The organism is Novosphingobium sp. P6W, from assembly GCF_000876675.2.
Classification (GTDB): Bacteria; Pseudomonadota; Alphaproteobacteria; order Sphingomonadales; family Sphingomonadaceae; genus Novosphingobium.
The window spans coordinates 1656607-1673845 of sequence record NZ_CP030352.1 but is presented as its reverse complement, the minus strand read 5'-3'; the positions used below and the strand labels follow the sequence as shown (position 1 = coordinate 1673845).

18 protein-coding genes are annotated in these 17239 nt (G+C 64.0%); 5 read left to right on the top strand and 13 right to left on the bottom strand.

Annotated elements, in window-relative coordinates:
- Positions 1-63: 63 nt before the first annotated feature.
- Together TQ38_RS08085 and TQ38_RS08080 are read left to right on the top strand one after the other, a co-directional pair.
- Positions 64-2781, top strand: coding sequence for an ATP-dependent DNA helicase (locus TQ38_RS08085; RefSeq protein ID WP_043975245.1), 2718 nt, complete (start codon positions 64-66; stop codon positions 2779-2781).
- A gap of 30 nt (positions 2782-2811) precedes the next feature.
- Positions 2812-3369, top strand: a complete 558-nt coding sequence (locus TQ38_RS08080) for a histidine phosphatase family protein (protein WP_043975247.1) — start codon at positions 2812-2814, stop codon at positions 3367-3369.
- A 10-nt stretch (positions 3370-3379) separates the two neighbouring features.
- On the opposite strand, the gene TQ38_RS30545 is transcribed toward TQ38_RS08080, so the two are convergent.
- The 7 genes from TQ38_RS30545 to rpmF all read right to left on the bottom strand — a co-directional run bounded on the left by TQ38_RS30545 (position 3380) and on the right by rpmF (position 7878).
- The gene (locus tag TQ38_RS30545; protein ID WP_169794998.1) at positions 3380-3535 is read right to left on the bottom strand and encodes a hypothetical protein; all 156 of its coding nucleotides are present in this window, start codon (positions 3533-3535) and stop codon (positions 3380-3382) included.
- Positions 3536-3538: 3 nt separating this feature from the next.
- The gene (rsgA, locus tag TQ38_RS08075) at positions 3539-4651 is read right to left on the bottom strand and encodes a ribosome small subunit-dependent GTPase A (protein ID WP_370059791.1); all 1113 of its coding nucleotides are present in this window, start codon (positions 4649-4651) and stop codon (positions 3539-3541) included.
- A 115-nt stretch (positions 4652-4766) separates the two neighbouring features.
- A complete protein-coding gene (locus tag TQ38_RS08070; protein WP_043975248.1) occupies positions 4767-5204 on the bottom strand; it encodes a MerR family transcriptional regulator in 438 nt (145 codons plus the stop codon).
- A 28-nt stretch (positions 5205-5232) separates the two neighbouring features.
- Positions 5233-5529 (bottom strand): integration host factor subunit alpha, encoded by a 297-nt coding sequence (locus TQ38_RS08065; protein WP_043975250.1) that lies wholly within the window; start codon positions 5527-5529, stop codon positions 5233-5235.
- A 107-nt stretch (positions 5530-5636) separates the two neighbouring features.
- Entirely contained in the window at positions 5637-6608 is a 972-nt protein-coding gene (locus tag TQ38_RS08060) for a beta-ketoacyl-ACP synthase III (RefSeq protein WP_043975251.1), read from the bottom strand.
- Positions 6608-7669 (bottom strand): phosphate acyltransferase PlsX, encoded by a 1062-nt coding sequence (gene plsX, locus TQ38_RS08055; protein ID WP_043975252.1) that lies wholly within the window; start codon positions 7667-7669, stop codon positions 6608-6610. The genes TQ38_RS08060 and plsX overlap by 1 nt, the downstream gene beginning before the upstream one ends.
- 29 nt (positions 7670-7698) lie before the next feature.
- Entirely contained in the window at positions 7699-7878 is a 180-nt protein-coding gene (gene rpmF / locus TQ38_RS08050; protein WP_082057670.1) for a 50S ribosomal protein L32, read from the bottom strand.
- 184 nt (positions 7879-8062) lie between these two features.
- On the opposite strand from rpmF, the gene TQ38_RS08045 reads away from it, so the two are divergent.
- Entirely contained in the window at positions 8063-8455 is a 393-nt protein-coding gene (locus tag TQ38_RS08045; RefSeq protein ID WP_043975253.1) for an MAPEG family protein, read from the top strand.
- A 66-nt stretch (positions 8456-8521) separates the two neighbouring features.
- On the opposite strand, the gene TQ38_RS08040 is transcribed toward TQ38_RS08045, so the two are convergent.
- Positions 8522-9244: an MBL fold metallo-hydrolase gene (locus TQ38_RS08040; RefSeq protein ID WP_043975428.1), complete on the bottom strand. Its 723-nt coding sequence runs from the start codon at positions 9242-9244 to the stop codon at positions 8522-8524.
- A 41-nt stretch (positions 9245-9285) separates the two neighbouring features.
- Entirely contained in the window at positions 9286-9936 is a 651-nt protein-coding gene (locus TQ38_RS08035) for a S24 family peptidase (RefSeq protein ID WP_043975254.1), read from the bottom strand.
- Positions 9937-10035: 99 nt separating this feature from the next.
- On the opposite strand from TQ38_RS08035, the gene TQ38_RS08030 reads away from it, so the two are divergent.
- Positions 10036-10236 (top strand): hypothetical protein, encoded by a 201-nt coding sequence (locus tag TQ38_RS08030; protein WP_043975255.1) that lies wholly within the window; start codon positions 10036-10038, stop codon positions 10234-10236.
- Positions 10226-10621 carry a hypothetical protein gene (locus TQ38_RS08025; protein WP_240197997.1) on the top strand — a complete coding sequence of 132 codons (396 nt, stop codon included), beginning with the start codon at positions 10226-10228 and terminating at the stop codon, positions 10619-10621. Before TQ38_RS08030 ends, TQ38_RS08025 begins: the two co-directional genes overlap by 11 nt.
- Before the next feature lie 91 nt (positions 10622-10712).
- Here TQ38_RS08025 and TQ38_RS08020 read toward each other — a convergent pair whose 3' ends face one another.
- From TQ38_RS08020 to cobT, 4 genes are all read right to left on the bottom strand, one after another.
- Positions 10713-12386, bottom strand: a complete 1674-nt coding sequence (locus TQ38_RS08020) for an acetolactate synthase large subunit (RefSeq protein WP_043975256.1) — start codon at positions 12384-12386, stop codon at positions 10713-10715.
- A gap of 167 nt (positions 12387-12553) precedes the next feature.
- Positions 12554-13492 (bottom strand): D-2-hydroxyacid dehydrogenase, encoded by a 939-nt coding sequence (locus tag TQ38_RS08015; protein WP_043975257.1) that lies wholly within the window; start codon positions 13490-13492, stop codon positions 12554-12556.
- 110 nt (positions 13493-13602) lie between these two features.
- Positions 13603-15054 (bottom strand): cysteine--tRNA ligase, encoded by a 1452-nt coding sequence (gene cysS / locus TQ38_RS08010; RefSeq protein WP_043975258.1) that lies wholly within the window; start codon positions 15052-15054, stop codon positions 13603-13605.
- Positions 15055-15104: 50 nt separating this feature from the next.
- Entirely contained in the window at positions 15105-16919 is a 1815-nt protein-coding gene (cobT, locus tag TQ38_RS08005) for a cobaltochelatase subunit CobT (RefSeq protein ID WP_043975259.1), read from the bottom strand.
- Between the last annotated feature and the right edge of the window lie 320 nt (positions 16920-17239).

The following is a 17239-nucleotide window of genomic DNA, read 5'->3' as shown; positions in this document are numbered from 1 at the left end:
TTTTGCGTGAGCATCCTTGGACCCGCCGTTCCCAAGGCGGCGCGCCGTCCCTAAGACGGCTTTATGGCCGTCCTGCCCCTTCCCGCACTTCATGCCAGTCACAGCGGTTGCTGGCGCCGCGATGGCGGTGCGACGCGCACGATCTCCAAGGGTGAGGCGGTGACGGTGGCGGCAGACACGCCGCAGCTGATCCTGAACGCCCCGCTGCTGGCAACGCGGCTTGGCTATCCCGACCTGGCCGGGCTGGACCTGCTGGAGCTTTACGCCTTCATCCATCCGGCGCGCTTCGTGGTGCCCACACCCAAGGGCCTCGCCCACGCGCTGGGTTTGACCGAGCCGACCGGAGACCCTGACGTCCCCCGCCTGCTGCAGGAAGCGGCGGGCGCCCTGCTTGAAATGTGCGAGAGCGACCAGTGGCCCGAGCGTGAAGGCGCATGGACTGCACTGCAATCGCTCACCAAGATGCGCTGGCCTTGGTCCACCCTGCTATCCGCCCGCGTCCGCCGCCCGGAACGCGCCGAGCGTTGGCTGTTCACCCGCCTGCCCGAGTGGGAGGAAAGCCCCGAACCCGCGCAGCCTCGCCAGATCGTGCTGGAAGATGAGGCCGTGCTGGCCCGGCTGGCGCAATTGACCGGATCCAGCGCCGAGCAGCGCCCCGGCCAGCGCGCCTACGCCGCCGAGGCCGCCCACGCCTTCGCCCCGCGCGAACGGTCTGGCCGCCCGCATGTCCTGCTGGCACAGGCCGGGACCGGCATCGGCAAGACGCTGGGCTACCTCGCCCCGACGTCGCTGTGGACCGAGCAGTCCGGCGGCACGGTCTGGGTTTCCACCTATACCAAGGCGCTGCAACGCCAGCTCCGGCAGGAAAGCCGCCGCGCCTGGCCGGAACGCCGCGCCGACGGCAGCCGCCCGGTCGTGGTGCGCAAGGGCCGCGAGAATTACCTGTGCCTGCTCAATCTGGAGGACGCTCTACAGGGTGGCTATCAGGGCCGCGCGGCGATTCTGGCGCAGTTGGTGGCACGCTGGGCCGCCTATAGCCGCGACGGCGACATGATCGGCGGCGATCTGCCGGGCTGGCTGGGCACGCTGTTTCGCCAGCGCGGCATCGCCTCGCTCACCGACCAGCGCGGCGAATGCGTCTATGCCGGCTGCCCGCACTACCGCAAATGCTTCATCGAGCGCGCCACCCGCGCCAGCATCGGCGCCGACCTCGTTATCGGCAATCACGCGCTGGTCATGGTCAATGCCGCGCGCGGCCGCGATCCTGCATCACGCCCCACCCGCATCGTCTTCGACGAGGGGCACCACGTTTTCGACGCCGCCGATTCGACCTTTGCCGCTGCCCTAACCGGGGCCGAGGCGATCGAACTGCGGCGCTGGGTGATCGGCCCGGAAAAGAACGCACGCGGCCGCCGCCGGGGTCTGGCCGCACGCCTCGCCGATATCGCCAGCTACGACGAGGTCGGCGGCAAGGCCATCACCGATGCGCGCGCTGCCGCAGAGGCCCTCCCCGGCGATGGCTGGATGCAGCGCCTGGCCGAAAACGCCGCCTCCGGCCCGCTGGAGGAACTGCTCTCGGCAGTGCGCGCCACGGTCTACGCCCGCGATGAAAGCGGCGGTCAGGACGCAGGCTATGCGCTGGAAACCGAGGCGGCCGGGCTGGAGGGCGCTTTCGTCGAAGTGTCGCAGGCCGCGCGGATGGCGCTGGTGGAACTGCGCCAACCGCTGATCCGGCTCGGCATGAGGCTGGAAGCGTTGCTGGAAGAACCGCCGGACTGGCTCGACGGCCCCGGGCGCGCGCGGCTGGAAGGTGCCCGCCATTCGCTGACATGGCGCATCGATACCCTTGCCGCGTGGGAATCGCTGCTCAACCGGCTGGGCGGCGCGGCCGATCCCGAATTCGTCGACTGGCTGGCAGTGGACCGGTCCGAGGCGCGCGAATACGACATCGGCATCCACCGCCGCTGGCTCGACCCGATGAAGCCTTTCGCGAAAGTCGTGCTCGAACCGGCGCACGGCGTGATGCTGACTTCGGCCACGCTGCGCGACGGGGAGAACTGGGACAAGGCCGTGGCCAAATCGGGCGCCGGGCAGATCGACGTGGCGCCGCGCCTGTCCGCGCACCAAAGCCCGTTCGACTATGCCGCGCAGGCCGAAGTGCTGATCGTCACCGACGTGCCTAAGGGCGATATCCCTGCGTTAGCGGGGGCTTATGGCCGCCTTATCGAGGCTTCGCAGGGCGGAGCGCTGGGCCTGTTCACCGCAATCCGCCGCCTGCGCGCAGTCCACGGCCGCATCGCCGACCGCCTCGCACGCGGCGGCCTGCCGCTCTACGCCCAGCATGTCGACCCGATCGACACCGGCACGCTGGTCGACATCTTCCGCGACGATCCCGCCGCCTCGCTACTGGGCACCGACGCCCTGCGCGACGGGGTGGACGTGCCAGGCCATTCGCTGCGCCTCGTGGTGATGGAACAAGTGCCCTGGCCGCGCCCCTCGATCCTCCACCGCGCACGGCGGCTGGCGAACGGGGGCAGCGCCTACGACGATTCGCTCATCCGCGCGAAGCTGGCGCAGGCCTTCGGACGCCTAATCCGCAGCCGCGAGGACCATGGCCATTTCGTTGTGCTCTCACCCGCGTTCCCCTCGCGCCTGCTCTCGGCCTTCCCGCAAGGCACCCCGATCCGGCGTATTTCGCTGGAGGAGGCTTTACATCGCGTGGCCGGCCATGCTTCAGGGGCACCGGCGGTTCCGGCCGAAGACACCCGGCCCCTTATCTGATCCCTCGCCTGCAGGAACTGGTTCGCAATCATGAAAACCCTGGGCATTTTCCGCCACGCCAAATCGGACTGGAACGACGCGCGCCTGCGTGACTTCGACCGTCCGCTCAACAAGCGTGGCCGGGTTGGCGCGGGCGTCATGGGCAAGCACATTCGCGATTACGGGCTGGAGAACCTGGTGGGCTGGAAGCGCATTCTCGCATCCCCCGCCGTGCGCGTGACCCAGACCATCGAACTGGCCGGAGAAGCGGCAGGCGAAACCCCGCCGATCACCTGGGACCGGCGCATCTACCTCGCCAATTCGGCGACACTGATCGAAGTGCTGCGCGAACAGGACGGCGAGCCCCGCTCGATCATGCTGGTGGGCCACAATCCGGGCCTGGAAGACCTGATCTTCGACCTGGTACCAGACGACGGCTCAAGCCCGCTGCGCGACGTGGTGGAGGACAAGTTCCCCACCGCCGCCTACGCCGTGATCCAGCTCGATATCGAGAACTGGGCCGATCTGGGGGAGAACTGCGGGCGGCTGGTCCATCTGATCCGCCCGCGCGATCTCGATCCTTCGCTGGGACCTGACCTGAACGACTGAACAGGCGGAATCAGCCCGCCTTCTTGGCTTTGTGTTCAGCCAGCAGCTTGTCCAGTTCCTCGATCCTCAGCCGCTCGGGCGTGCCTTTGGCAAGGCCCTTCAGGCGGCAGGCGGCCCACAGGCTCTTGCGCTCGGATTCCAGAGCCTTGAGATATAGATCAGCCATACGTTACTTCCTTTTTCCGGCGCCGCGCGTGCGGCTGCGCCGCTCCGCCAGGCTGTCGGTATTGACGATGTCCTCGGCAGACAGCTTGCGCCATCGCTCAAGGCGGGTGAGTGTCAGCGTGCCCTGCGCCATGGCTGCCTGAATGGCGCATCCCGGCTCAGCTTCGTGGCTGCAGTTCGTGAAGCGGCATTCCAGCGTCAGGGCAACGATATCGTCGAATACCTCGGCAATGCCCGAGGTCGCGTCCGAAATCTGGAATTCGCGCATGCCGGGGGTGTCCATCAGCCAGCCACCCTGATCGAGCCGATGCATTTCGCGCACGGTGGTCGTATGCCGCCCCTTGCCGTCGATTTCGCGTACCGCCTGGGTCAGAATGCTGTCCGAACCGCGCAGCGAATTGACCAGGGTGGACTTGCCCACGCCTGAAGAGCCCAGCAGCGCAACTGTCTCGCCAAGCCCGCAGCGCCCGGCAAGGCGAGCGACGCTGGCGGGATCGCGCGCGTTGACGAGTTCGACCTGAAGACCCGGTTGCAATTCCCGCGCGGCCTCGCGAAACGCCTCGGGCTCATCGGTGAGGTCGATTTTGGTCAGCACCACAACCGGCGTCACCCCCACTTCGCGCGCCAGCACGAGATAACGCTCCAGCCTCGGAACACTGAAATCCTGATTGCAGGAGGCAACGATGAAAAGCGTGTCGACATTCGCGGCGATCAGCTGGATGCTCCGCCCGTGACCCGGCGCCGGACGCTTGAACAGGTTCACCCGGGTCAGGATGCGCATCACTTCCCGGCTCTCGCGGTCGATAAGAAGCCAGTCGCCTACCGTCGGACGATCTTCCTCGCCCTGAGAATTGGAAATGCGGGGGGAAATCATGGCCTCCAGCCCCTCGCCCGCAACCGAGATCATGCCGCGATGGACGGCCATGACGCGAACCGGCTGGCACTGCTGGTCTTCCTCGGCTGACACCTGAACGCTGAAAACCGGCTTCCAGCCAAGGTCGGCGAGAGTGGGAACATTCATTTCCATGAGACTGCGGCAGCGACTTTCTGGTTCGGCCCCGGCAAGCGAGGAAAGGAACGGCAGGCGGCCGGGCAATTCCGGCGCATTACTGCGCACCGGAACTCTCGCCGCCTTTGGCGTCCACAGCGCATACAGACCAATAGGTCGGTTGGATATGGCGGCATTCAGCAAGCCGGTGCCCGCCCGCATGGCAGGCTGGCAGCCGCGCCGCCTAGGCTGCGGCCAGCCCGGCGGCCAATTCGGCGCGAATCGCTGCAAGTTTTCCGAACAACTCTTCATCGCCCGACTTGGCGGCAACTTCGGGAACAGTGTCCGAGACGCTTGCAGTTGGCTGCAACAACTTGTCCGCGATGACTTTCTCGGCGCCGCGCAAGGTGTAGCCCTCACGGTGGACGAGATGGTCGATCTGGGCAATCAGCGCCACATCCTCGGGCCGGTAGTACCGGCGCGAACCGCTACGCTTGATCGGGCTGAGGGCGGGAAACTGTTCTTCCCAGTAACGCAGGACATGCGGACGAATCCCCAGTGCCTTGCCCACTTCGCCGATAGTGCGTAGCGCCTCCGGGTCCTTGCCATCGTCGAACAAGGGCACGAAACCATGGACTGCTGTATTGGCAACCTGATCTGACGGGGTGTCTGAAACGCTCATACCTGCCTTATCCCGAAGGGTTTTCCCTTCAATCCTGGGCGATACGGTCCTTCAGCATTTGACTGGCGCGGAACGTCATCACGCGCCTTGGCGTGATCGGCACTTCCACGCCGGTCTTGGGATTGCGACCGACCCGTTCGCCCTTGTCGCGAAGCAGGAAAGTCCCGAAGCCCGAGATCTTGACGTTCTCGCCGCTGCTGAGGGCCGAGCACATCTGCTGGAGGATCGCCTCCACCATCGCAAGCGACTCCGCCCTGGATATGCCCAGTTTCTTGTGAATGGCCTCGGCGATTTCTGCTCTGGTCAAAGTATCTGTTGAGCGCATCAAGCCCGCATCCCCTTCGTGCGCTGATGCGGTGATAATATGAAAAATCACGAAGAAAGCAATGCTGCGTCCAATATTGAACGCAACTGAACCAATTCAGGCAACCATTAGACCCGAATCAGGCTTGCACCCCACGTAAATCCGCCGCCCATGGCCTCAAGCATAACCAAATCGCCGGTCTTGATCCGCCCATCACGGACCGCCTGGTCCAGAGCAAGAGGAACCGAAGCGGCAGAGGTATTGGCATGCTGACCGACCGTCGTCACGACCTTTTCGGCCGGCATGTTGAGCTTCCTGGCGGTCGCATCGAGAATGCGGGCATTGGCTTGATGAGGCACCAGCCAGTCAATGTCGTCGGTAGAAAGTCCAACTTCATCAAGGACTTCGCGCAGAACCTCGGCAAGATTGACGACAGCGTGGCGAAAAACTTCGCGGCCCTTCATGCGCAGTTTTCCAACCGTCCCGGTGGTCGAAGGACCGCCGTCGACGAAGAGCAACTGGTTGTGCGCGCCATCGGCATGGAGACGGGTGGCAAGGATGCCCCGGGGGTTTTCACCCTCCTGTTCTTGCGCTTCAAGAACAACTGCCCCGGCCCCGTCGCCGAAAAGAACGCAAGTCGTGCGATCTTCCCAGTCGAGAATGCGGCTGAACGTCTCCGCCCCGATCACCAGCGCGCGCCTGGCCATCCCCGTGCGCAACATCGAATCGGCTACGCCGACGGCATAGAGGAAACCGGAGCACACAGCGGCTACGTCGAAGGCGATACCGCCCGCGCGGCAACCCAGATTGCGCTGGACGATGGTGGCGCTGGCAGGGAAAGTCTGGTCGGGCGTTGCGGTGGCCAGCACAATCAGGTCGATCGATGCCGCATCGACTCCCGCCGCCTCGATCGCGTTGCGGCCTGCCTCGGTGGCGAGGCTGGACGTGGTTTCGTCCGGCGCGGCGATGTAGCGGTTGGTGATGCCGGTGCGCTCGACGATCCACTCATCCGTGGTGTCGACCCGCGTTGCGAGTTCGGCATTGCTGACTGCTTGGCGCGGAAGCGCAGAACCGGTTCCGATCAGTACCGAACGTAGCATCAGGCGCTTTCTTCCTGGACACGCGGCATACGCAAGGTCGACCCTCCCAGACGGGCAAGGTCGGCGGTGATGCGCTCGGTCACGTTTTCCTCCAGGAGCCGGGCGGTGACCGCCACGGCATTGGCCACTCCGGCAGCGTTGGCGCTACCATGGCTCTTCACGACAATGCCGTTGAGGCCAAGAAAGACCGCGCCATTGTGATTGTTGGGGTCGAGATGGTGCTTGAGCAGCTCTGTCGCCGGTTTCGAGATCAGGAAGCCGATCTTCGAACGAAGCGAACTGGAGAAGCCGCGCTTCAGCAAGTCGGCCACGAATCGCGCCGTGCCCTCAACCGCCTTCAGGGCGACATTGCCGGAGAAACCGTCGGTCACGACGACGTCCACTTCGCCGCGGCAGATCTTGTCTGCCTCGGTAAAGCCGTCGAAGGACATCGAAAGGTCGCCGGCCGCGCGCCTGAGAATGGCTGCGGCGTCGCGCACCTCGTCAGTGCCCTTGATCTCTTCGCTGCCGATGTTGAGCAGCCGCACACGCGGCTGTTCGCGCCCGGTCGCCACGCGGGCATAGGCTGCGCCCATAACCGCGAACTGGACCAGGTTACGGCTGTCGCACTCGGTATTGGCACCAAGGTCGAGCATGACGACATCGTTGTCGCCCAGCGTCGGCAGCAGGGCTGCAAGCGCGGGGCGATCAATGCCGGGCATCGTACGCAGCGAAAGCTTTGCGATCGCCATCAACGCGCCGGTATTACCAGCGCTGACGGCCGCGCCGGCATGGCCGAGCTTTACCGCTTCGATGGCCTTGCCCATCGACGTGCCCTTGGCACGCCGCAAGGCCTGGCTCGGCTTTTCCTCGCCGCTGATGACGCCTTCGGTGTGAAGGATCTCGGAGCTGGCCCGCAAGTTGGGATGCGATTCGAGCGCGGCTTTTATCCGCGTCTCATCACCCACAAGCAGGAACTTGAAGCGGTCGTGCCGGCGGCGCGCGAGTGCGGCGCCATCGATCATGACACGCACGCCCTCGTCACCGCCCATCGCGTCAATGGCGATACGCGGCAAACTCATGGGCTCTCTCCGAAATTCGTCAGGTGTCTTTAAACTTCGACCGCGACGATTTCACGACCGTTGTAGTGACCGCAAGCACCGCACAGGTTGTGCGGACGCTTCAGTTCACCGCAGTTCGAGCATTCATGGAATGCTGCGACCGTAAGCGCGTCATGGCTACGACGCATACCGCGGCGGGAAGGGGAAACTTTTCTTTTAGGGACAGCCATTTCGGCACCTGTTCCTGGAACTGCTGTTCTGTAAAAAACGCCGCCAATGGCCGAAGTCGGACATGGCGGCTTGCGAAGGCGCGCCTATACCTCATTTCAGGCGAGTTGCAACCCGTTACTCCCTCGCTCATGACAACCATGAACGAGCCCCAGCCAACAGCAAGCTTACCCGGAGCACCGCCAGATGATTCTACAGACCACCCTTAGCCTTGCCGCAGCGGCGGCCGTGCTCAACTTCTGGCTTGCAGTGCGCACGGGCAAGGTCCGCTTTGGAAGCAAAGTATGGCACGGCGATGGCGGTAACCCGATTCTCCTGCAGCGGATGCGGGCGCATTCGAACTACGTGGAAAATACGCCTTTCGTACTGATTCTCATCGCTGCGATCGAACTGACCGGCAAGGGGGGCACCTGGCTCGCGGTCGTCGGCTCGCTTTATATGCTGGCGCGCGTTGCCCACGCTTTCGGAATGGACAAGCCCGAGCAATCGCCGCTGCGCGCGGTCGGCTTCATCACTACCGTGCTGGTATTGCTGGGTCTGTCGGCAATGGCCGTGCTGATCGCGCTGGGCCGCTTCTGAAGCGGTATAAAAGGCATCATCCTGGCACACCTCCGACCGAAGGCCGAGGGTCCGGGCTGATGCCTTTTATCCGTAAAGGCCCTGTCCCGGCCGGCGGCCATCCAGCGCATCATCGCTGACATAGGGATTCGTCCGGCGTTCCTGTCCGAAGGTGCTGATGGGCCCATGCCCCGGCACGAAGGTCACATCGTCGCCCAGCGGCCAGAGTTTCTGCGTGATCGAATCGACGAGGTCGTCGAGATTGCCGCGCGGGAAGTCCCACCTGCCGATACCGCCTTGGAACAGGACATCGCCGACCATCGCGAAACGGCTCGGCGCATGGTGGAATACGACATGACCCGGCGTGTGACCGGGGCAATGAACGACGTCGAGCTCCAGTTCGCCGACCGTCACTTTGTCGCCATCCTCCAGCCAGCGGTCGGGCTCGAAGGTATGCGCCTCCATGTTCCAGCGCGGACCATCGTCGGTCAGCTGGGCGATCCAGAAGCGGTCTTCCTCGTGTGGCCCTTCGATCGGAACGCCGAGTTCCTTGGCAAGCACTCCCGCCTGGCCGCAGTGATCGAGGTGACCATGCGTGACGAGAATTTTCTCGATCGTGACGCCGGTTTTCTCGATCGCCTGCTTGAGCTTGGGCAGATCACCGCCCGGATCGACAAGCGCGCCGCGCATGGTGGCAGTGCACCACAGAAGCGAGCAGTTCTGCTGGAGCGGCGTCACGGGAATAATGCCCACGCGCATCGCTTGCTGGGCGGGGGCCTGCTCTACGGCCGTATCGGTGCTTTCGGTCATGCCGGCAAAAATGGCCACACTGCAGCGCGATTGCAACCGGCCTAAATTCTCCCGCCCTTCCACACGACCCGGCCGATGACCTCCACATCCTGCGGAACGCATTCGACAGGTGGATAGGCAGCGTTGTCGCTGATCAGCACGATCACCCCCGAACGGGCGGTATCGAGGCGCTTGACCAGCAGACTGTCTCCCAGCCGCACGACATGGATGCCGTCGCGGCGGGGGCGCAAGCTGCGATCCACGAGGATCTCGTCGCCGTCGCGCAAAGTCGGCTCCATCGAATCGCCGCTCACCACGATGGTCGACAAATGCCCGGGCTGGAGACCCATCGAGCGCAGCCAGCGATTCGAAAACCGGATGGTATCGAACGCCGCCTCGCCTTCTGCGAGGGAGCCTGGGCCCGCCGAGGCACCGATGGCCAGGCGCGGAACGTCGACCCAATCCGATTTCCTACGCAAATCGGCAGAAATGTAGGAATTATCCTTCACCCTGCCCAGTTCGTCCTCACTGACTCCGAAGAACCGCGCGAGCATTCCCCGGTCCTGTTCTTCCAGCCGCCGAGGGCTGCCCTTGCGCACAAATTGCTGGAGATAGCTCGGATTTTTCCCGAGCATTTGTGAAAGCCGCGCCAAACTGACCCGGCGTTCGTCAGCCAGTTCCAGCAAGCGGCGGCGGGCAGGATCAATTTCCATCTTGTAACCATACTCGTAGGAAATTTCCTAGACAAGTAGGATTTCGACTGGAACATAATGGGAACATAAAGTCGATTCCTAAAGAAAGGACCTGCCAGGATGCTCCTGCGCAAGATCGAGCGCTTCTTGCGCCAGACCAAGATGCCCTGGACCAAATTCGGCCGCCTGGCCGCCCAGGACCCGCGCTTCGTGTCCGATTTGCGCAATGGCCGCCTGCCCCGCGAACAGACCGCCGCGCGCGTCGAGCAGTTCATGAACACCTATCACTCCGGATCAATCGAGGACCGCCATGCCCTGTAATGCCCTTCGCACCCCCGTCTCTTACGACCCGCGGCAAGATGGCGAATCGCCCGCCGCGCCGGCCCGCTCCGAGCGCGGCCCATGGCTGCGGCTATTGGCGGAAATGCTGCAACTGGCCGGTGGGTCCGCGCAGTTCCTGCTCCACACCGAAAAGGCGTGGTCGAGCGCGACCTTCACCGGATCGCGCCACGTCGTCGTGCTCGAATTCCATGGCGTCGAGGGGATCGTGCAGGGCGAGGACTATGTTGCCGCCCTGCCCGAGCACGAGTTCACCATAAGCGGCCAGATCGTGGCCGACGCCGCAGTGATCGCGGTGGAGCACCATGTTTCCCCGCATCCGCGCATGACGGTGGAGGCTCAGTTGCTGCTTCTGGAAGACTGCTGAAAAGCCCCCCCCCGATCAGGGCTCAAACACGAAAAAGGCCCGTCATCCCCAAAAGGATGACGGGCCTTTTTCTGCAGAGGATGCCCAAGCCTCAGAGGGCCCGGGACATTTCCTTGATCTCGGTATTGAGGATGCTGTCGTTCTCGGAATAATCGACCGGGCAGTCGATGATGTGCACGCCCGGCGTATCGCGGCAATGGGCGAGCAGTTCCTTCAGGTGCCCCGAGCTTTCCACGCGGTATCCGTTAGCGCCGTAGGCCTCGGCATACTTCACGAAATCCGGATTGCCGTAGGATAGGCCGAAATCGGCAAAGCCCATGTTCGCCTGCTTCCAGCGGATCATGCCATAGGCGTTGTCGTTCAGGATCAGCACCGTCAGGTCGAGACCGAGGCGCACCGCCGTCTCCACTTCCTGGCTGTTCATCATGAAGCCGCCGTCACCGCAGACCGCCAACACCTTGCGCCCCGGATAGACCATCGCGCTCGCCATGGCAGAGGGCAGCCCTGCCCCCATCGTCGCCAGCGCATTGTCGAGCAGCACCGTGTTCGGCCCGCGCGCGCTGTACCCGCGCGCGAACCAGATCTTGTAGATGCCGTTATCGAGGCAGACGATCGCATCGTCCGGCAGCGCATTGCGAACCTGCTCGACCGCATGCGGCGGGAAGATCGGGAAACGCTCATCCGCGGCCAGCTTTGCGGTGTGCTCCACCTCGGCCTGGCGGTAGCGCAGCATCGCGTCGAAGCTCCATTTCTCCGACGGGGTGATGGCTTCCTTGATCTGCCACATGGCGTTGGCGATATCGCCGATCACCTCGATATGCGGGAAGTAGACCGGGTCGACCTCGGCCGTCTTGGTCGAGATATGGATGACGGTGCGGTCATCGCGGGTGCCGTCGTTGGTCATGAAGAACGGCGGCTTTTCGATCACGTCGTGACCGATATTGACGATGCAGTCGGCATCCTCGATCGCGCGGTGCACGAAATCGCCGGCAGACAGCGCCGCGCAGCCCAGAAACTTTGGATGCCGCTCGTCGATCACGCCCTTGCCAAGCTGCGTGGTGAGGAAGGGAATGCCGGTCTTCTCGACGAATTCGCCCAACATCTTGCTGGTCATCTTGCGGTTGGCGCCTGCTCCGATCACCAGCACCGGCCGCTTCGCCTTCTGCAGGGCATCCACCGCCTGAATGATCGACTTCACGTCCGCACTAGGGCGGCGCACGATCGAGCGCGGCAGGGCGCGGGACTCGGTGTACTCGTCGGCGATATCCTCGGGCAGTTCGATGTGGGTGGCGCCGGGCTTTTCTTCTTCGGCGATGCGGAACGCCTCGCGCACGCGGCTCGGGATATTGTCCGAAGACGCCATCTGGTGCGCGTACTTGGTGATCGGCTGCATCATCGAAACCACGTCGAGGATCTGGAAGCGGCCCTGCTTGGACTTCTTGATCGGCTTCTGGCCGGTAATCATCAGCATCGGCATGCCGCCCAGCGTCGCATAAGCGGCTGCGGTCACGAAGTTCGTAGCGCCCGGACCCAGGGTGGAAAGGCAAACGCCTGCCTTGCCGGTGTGCCGTCCATACGTCGCGGCCATGAAGCCGGCGCCCTGCTCATGCCGGGTGAGGACCAGCTTGATCTGCTTGGAGCGCGAAAGCGAATCGAGGAAATCGAGGTTTTCCTCGCCCGGAACGCCGAAGATGTATTCAACACCCTCCTGCTCCAGACATTCGATGAACAAGTCCGACGCCTTGCGCTTGTCGCTTTCAGCCATGATCCGCTTTCCCCACATTTCGTTGCCAGCCTGTACCGTGCGGCCGGTTGCTCCCGAGGCTGATACGCGATTTGCCTCGGGGTTCTCCCTGATGATTTCGATAGCCTCCTGTCCAAACTAATAGGAACAGGCGCGCGGGTATACCCCGATAACCAGTATCCGCCGGGTCAATAGCCCTGCGAAAGGTCGACCTGGTGTTCGAGCGCTTCACCCCGGCAATAGCGTTCGAGATTGCCGAGGAACCTCGCCGTCCCGCGCGCCAGCAGCGCATCCTGCGCGCGGCCTGAAAGATGCATCGAGATATGCACGTTGTCACGCGACCACAGCGGATGGTCGGCCGCAAGCGGCTCGGGCGTGGTGACGTCGAGGAACGCTCCGCCGAGATGGCTCGAATCGATCGCCCCCAGCAGCGCATCCTGATCGAGAACCGTGCCGCGCGCGAAATTGAGCAGGCTCGCCCCCGGCTTCATCGCGGCAAACTGCGCGGCGCCGAACATGCCGGTGGTTTCCGGCGTGGAAGGCACGATCAGGATCACCCAGTCGAACCGGCCCAGCGCGCCCTGCCACTCGTCCTGGCCTAAATCACCGGGACCGGGCCGCCGCCGCGCGCTGGTGACTTTGGCCCCGAACACCCGCAGCATCTCGGCGATGCGCGAGCCGATTTCACCCGCGCCGATCACCAGCACCTCGGCATCCAGCAGTTCGCGCTTGCCAGGAGGCTCGGTCAGCCATTCGCGGCGATCCTGCGCCCGCACAACCTCGCGCCAGCCCTTGGCCATCGTCAGCATGCCCATGACGGCGTATTCGGAAACCGTCTGCGCATGAATGCCCGCGCCGTTGGTCAGCGCCGCACCGCGCTCACGCAGGATCGGCAACGGCAGCCAGTCTACGCCGGAAGACATGGCGTTGTACCACTTGAGCCCTTCCATCAGCGCAATCGCCTCGGCGGCCACGGGCGGTTTTATCATGTCCAGCCACGCCACTTCCGCTCGGGGCGCGAGTGCCATGAGTTCCTCGGTATCATCGAACCACAAAGGCTCGACGCCCTCAGGCATCTTGCCCTCCAGCAATGGACGCGAAAGGGCGTTGAGAACGGCGACGGTCATGGGGAACTCCGCGGGTCGGCAAAGACCCAAACTTGGCGCGGTGACCGGCGGTTACAAGAGCGGGTTTTGCATCAGCCTTGCCGCCCTGCGCATGCCCTCGCCAAGACCTTTCAGCCCAGCTTCCACTCCCAGCCGAGCGGATCGCCGTCCATCGCTTCGACGCCCTTGGCGGCAAGTTCATCGCGCAGGGCGTCGGAAGCCGCGAAGTCCTTCTCGGCACGGGCCTGCTTGCGGCGGGCCAGCACATCGTCGATCTCCGCTTCGGTGATTGCAGCCGTCTTGGGACGCAGGCGCAAATCGGCGCGCGAAATACCGAACAGGTCGAAGCCGAGCACTGCATCCATCGTTTCGACTGCCGCGCGCTTGGCGGATGGATCGACCTTCTTCGCCGCGAGCACCTCCTCCAGCGCAGTGAGGGCGATGGCCGTGTTGAGGTCTTCGCCGATCGCCTTCTCGAACGTCTCGAGCATCGGCGCGAGCTTGGGGTGCGCCGCTTCGCCCGCTTCCACGTCGACGAGGCGCTCGGCGACGATAATCATGCGCTTGAGGCGCACAAGCGCGGCGGCGAGGCCTTCCCAGCTGAACTCCAGCTCGCTGCGGTAATGCGCCTGAAGGCACATCATGCGGTAGCCCAGCGGGTGATAACCCTTGTCGATCAGCAGTTGCAACCGCAAGAATTCCCCCGAAGACTTGCTCATCTTACCTGAGCGTTCGACGAGAAAATTGTTGTGCATCCACACCTTGGCGCCCGAATTAGCAGGAACGTCGAGGCCATTGGTGCAGCAGAACGCCTGGTTCTGGGCAATCTCGTTGGGGTGATGGATCTCGCGGTGATCGATGCCGCCTGTGTGGATGTCGAACGGGAAGCCCAGCAGGTCGCCGCTCATCACCGAGCATTCTAGGTGCCAGCCGGGCGCGCCCGGACCCCAGGGCGAATCCCATTCCATCTGGCGTTCCTCACCCGGCGGTGTCTTGCGCCAGATCGCGAAGTCAGCGGCGTTGCGCTTACCATCTACAGCTTCGATGCGGCCCTCCCCTTCGTCCGTCACCGCCCGCGCGAGCCGGCCGTAGTCCGCTACGGTCGAGACATCGAAATAAAGGCCACTTTCGATTTCGTAGCAGTGGTTTGGCGCGATCTTCTCTGCAAATTCGATCATCTGCGGCACGTAATCGGTAGCGATCGACCACTTCGCAGGCTGCCGGATATTAAGCGCGGCGATGTCGGCCCAGTAAGCCTTCGTATAGTGCGCGGCGATATCCCAGATCGACTGCGCAGCCACGCGCGCCATCTTCTCCATCTTGTCCTCGCCGGCATCGGCGTCGTCGGTCAGGTGGCCGACATCGGTGATGTTGATGACGTGGGTGAGCTTGTAGCCCTTGTGGCTCAGCGTCCGCCCCAACACGTCGGCAAAGACGTAGGCGCGCATGTTGCCGATGTGGGGATAGTTGTAGACCGTTGGCCCGCAGGTATAAACGCGCGCCTCGCCCTGATGGACGGGCTTGAACGGCTCAAGCTGGCGGGTCAGGCTGTTGAACAGCGTCAGGTTGGATGCGTCGGTCATAGGCGATGGCGCATAAGCGGCGAAGCGGCGCAGTCAAGCCGCGCCGCCGCTCACTCCTCCTCGAACAGTCCGGCCAGTTGTTCGATCATCGTACCGCCAAGCTGTTCGGCGTCCATGATCGTCACCGCGCGGCGGTAGTAGCGGGTCACGTCGTGGCCGATGCCGATGGCCACCAGTTGCACCGGCGATTTCGATTCGATCCATTCGATCACCCGGCGCAGGTGCGCTTCGAGGTAGCCGGCGGAGTTCACCGAGAGCGTGGAATCGTCCACCGGGGCGCCATCGGAGATGACCATCAGGATGCGGCGGTCCTCCTGCCGGGCGAGCATCCGGCTATGCGCCCACAGCAGCGCCTCGCCGTCGATGTTCTCCTTGAGCAGACCTTCGCGCATCATCAGGCCAAGGTTCTTCTTTGCCCGGCGCCACGGCTCGTCAGCCTTCTTGTAGACGATGTGGCGCAGGTCGTTGAGGCGGCCGGGATGTGCGGGCTTGCCGCTGGCGAGCCATGCCTCGCGGCCCTGTCCACCCTTCCAGGCGCGAGTAGTGAAGCCCAGGATCTCGACCTTGACGCCGCAGCGCTCCAGCGTGCGCGCAAGGACATCAGCGCTGATCGCGGCGATCGAGATCGGGCGCCCGCGCATCGAGCCGGAATTGTCGAGCAGCAGGGTGACGACGGTGTCCTTGAACTCGACATCGCGCTCAACCTTGTAGGAGAGCGACTGCCCCGGCGAGACGACCACGCGCGCCAGCCTTGCGGCGTCGATCAGGCCCTCCTCCTGGTCGAAATCCCACGAGCGGTTCTGCTGCGCCATCAGGCGGCGCTGCAAGCGGTTGGCAAGGCGCGTTACCACGCCCTGCAGACCCTTGAGCTGCGCATCGAGATAGGCGCGCAGGCGCGTCAGTTCTTCCTCGTCGCACAGGTCGGACGCACCGACGACTTCGTCGAATGCCTCGGTGAAAACCTTGTAGTCGAAGCTGTCGGGAATATCAGTCCAGGGGCGGTTGGGACGCACGGGGAGCATACCCTCGTCACCTTCCTGGCCCTCGTCGCCTTCCTCCATGTCGTCGGAAGTCTCGCCTTCCGATTCGCTGTCCCCTTCATCCTCGCCCGATGCGGGTTCAGCGGCCATTTCGGCGGGGTTCTGGTCCTGACCCTGCTCGCCGCCGTCTTCCTGCTCCTCGGTCTCCTCGTCGCCGTCCATATCGTCGGCTTCGTTGGGTTCCTGGGGCACTTCCTCGGAGCGGGTCAATTCGAGGTGCTGGAGCATGTCGAGCGAGAGCGACTGGAACGCCCTCTGGTCCTCCAGCGAGTTCGCCAGCGCGTCGAAGTCCTTGCCCGCCTTCTGCTCGATCCATTTGCGGACCATGTCGACGCCCGGGACGGCGATCTCGGGGATCGGCTGGCCGGTCAGCTTCTCACGCAGCAGGAGCGCCAGTGCGGCCGGGATCGGCACCGCGTCGGGCGTATCGGCGCGGGAAATCGGGTCCGACGCGATACGCGCCATCAGCGCGGCGTCGAGGTTATCCGCCATGCCGGCATAGGCATTGGCGCCCAGCGCCTCGTAACGCACGGCCTCGACAGCGTCGTAGGCAGCCCGGGCCGAAGGCTCGGAAGGAGCCTTGCGCATGTGCAGCTTGTCGTCGTGGTGGCGCAGTTTCAGCGCGAAGCTGTCGGCATAGCCGCGGGCCTGCATGGCGGCGGCACGGGGCAGGCTGCGGCCCGGCATCGGCACGCGAAAGGTGGTGCCGGTGGAACTGGGCGCGTCGGCGGTCCAGTTGACCTCTACCTCGGTATCCTGCGCAATGGCGCGCGAGGCGCCGGTGAGGACGGACTTGAAGCGGTCTGCGGGAGATTCGTCGGACATGCACCCCAGCTAGCGCATGACGGCGCGCGGCTCAAATGAGCGATGTGTCAGGGGGGTGGTTTAGCGGGGGGCTTCGACAGGCTCAGCCTGAGCGGAATTTCGATACCCTTGTTCTCGCCCGCTTTCCTCACCACTCGCCCGTCACCCTGAACTTGTTTCAGGGTCCATCGGGCAGCCATGACTGGAGCGCAGTTTCGCCATCGGCCCTTTGGATTTTCGATTTCAAAAAGCGGGGCGCGCGGCGTGATGGACCCTGAAACAAGTTCAGGGTGACGGGGCGTTGTGAGGATGACGATGTGATGAGGATGGACGTTTTTTGG

Bases quoted from the DNA above. Each gene is read 5' to 3' on its own strand.
- TQ38_RS08025 (WP_240197997.1), top strand. From the start codon at position 10,226: ATGCCCTGTAATGCCCTTCGCACCCCCGTCTCTTACGACCCGCGGCAA.
- cysS (WP_043975258.1), bottom strand. From the start codon at position 15,054: ATGACCGACGCATCCAACCTGACGCTGTTCAACAGCCTGACCCGCCAG.
- TQ38_RS08060 (WP_043975251.1), bottom strand. From the start codon at position 6,608: ATGCTACGTTCGGTACTGATCGGAACCGGTTCTGCGCTTCCGCGCCAA.
- cobT (WP_043975259.1), bottom strand. From the start codon at position 16,919: ATGTCCGACGAATCTCCCGCAGACCGCTTCAAGTCCGTCCTCACCGGC.
- TQ38_RS08035 (WP_043975254.1), bottom strand. From the start codon at position 9,936: ATGGAAATTGATCCTGCCCGCCGCCGCTTGCTGGAACTGGCTGACGAA.
- plsX (WP_043975252.1), bottom strand. From the start codon at position 7,669: ATGAGTTTGCCGCGTATCGCCATTGACGCGATGGGCGGTGACGAGGGC.
- TQ38_RS08085 (WP_043975245.1), top strand. From the start codon at position 64: ATGGCCGTCCTGCCCCTTCCCGCACTTCATGCCAGTCACAGCGGTTGC.
- rpmF (WP_082057670.1), bottom strand. From the start codon at position 7,878: ATGGCTGTCCCTAAAAGAAAAGTTTCCCCTTCCCGCCGCGGTATGCGT.
- TQ38_RS08020 (WP_043975256.1), bottom strand. From the start codon at position 12,386: ATGGCTGAAAGCGACAAGCGCAAGGCGTCGGACTTGTTCATCGAATGT.
- TQ38_RS08080 (WP_043975247.1), top strand. From the start codon at position 2,812: ATGAAAACCCTGGGCATTTTCCGCCACGCCAAATCGGACTGGAACGAC.
- TQ38_RS08045 (WP_043975253.1), top strand. From the start codon at position 8,063: ATGATTCTACAGACCACCCTTAGCCTTGCCGCAGCGGCGGCCGTGCTC.
- TQ38_RS08070 (WP_043975248.1), bottom strand. From the start codon at position 5,204: ATGAGCGTTTCAGACACCCCGTCAGATCAGGTTGCCAATACAGCAGTC.
- TQ38_RS08040 (WP_043975428.1), bottom strand. From the start codon at position 9,244: ATGACCGAAAGCACCGATACGGCCGTAGAGCAGGCCCCCGCCCAGCAA.
- TQ38_RS08015 (WP_043975257.1), bottom strand. From the start codon at position 13,492: ATGACCGTCGCCGTTCTCAACGCCCTTTCGCGTCCATTGCTGGAGGGC.
- TQ38_RS08065 (WP_043975250.1), bottom strand. From the start codon at position 5,529: ATGCGCTCAACAGATACTTTGACCAGAGCAGAAATCGCCGAGGCCATT.
- TQ38_RS30545 (WP_169794998.1), bottom strand. From the start codon at position 3,535: ATGGCTGATCTATATCTCAAGGCTCTGGAATCCGAGCGCAAGAGCCTG.
- TQ38_RS08030 (WP_043975255.1), top strand. From the start codon at position 10,036: ATGCTCCTGCGCAAGATCGAGCGCTTCTTGCGCCAGACCAAGATGCCC.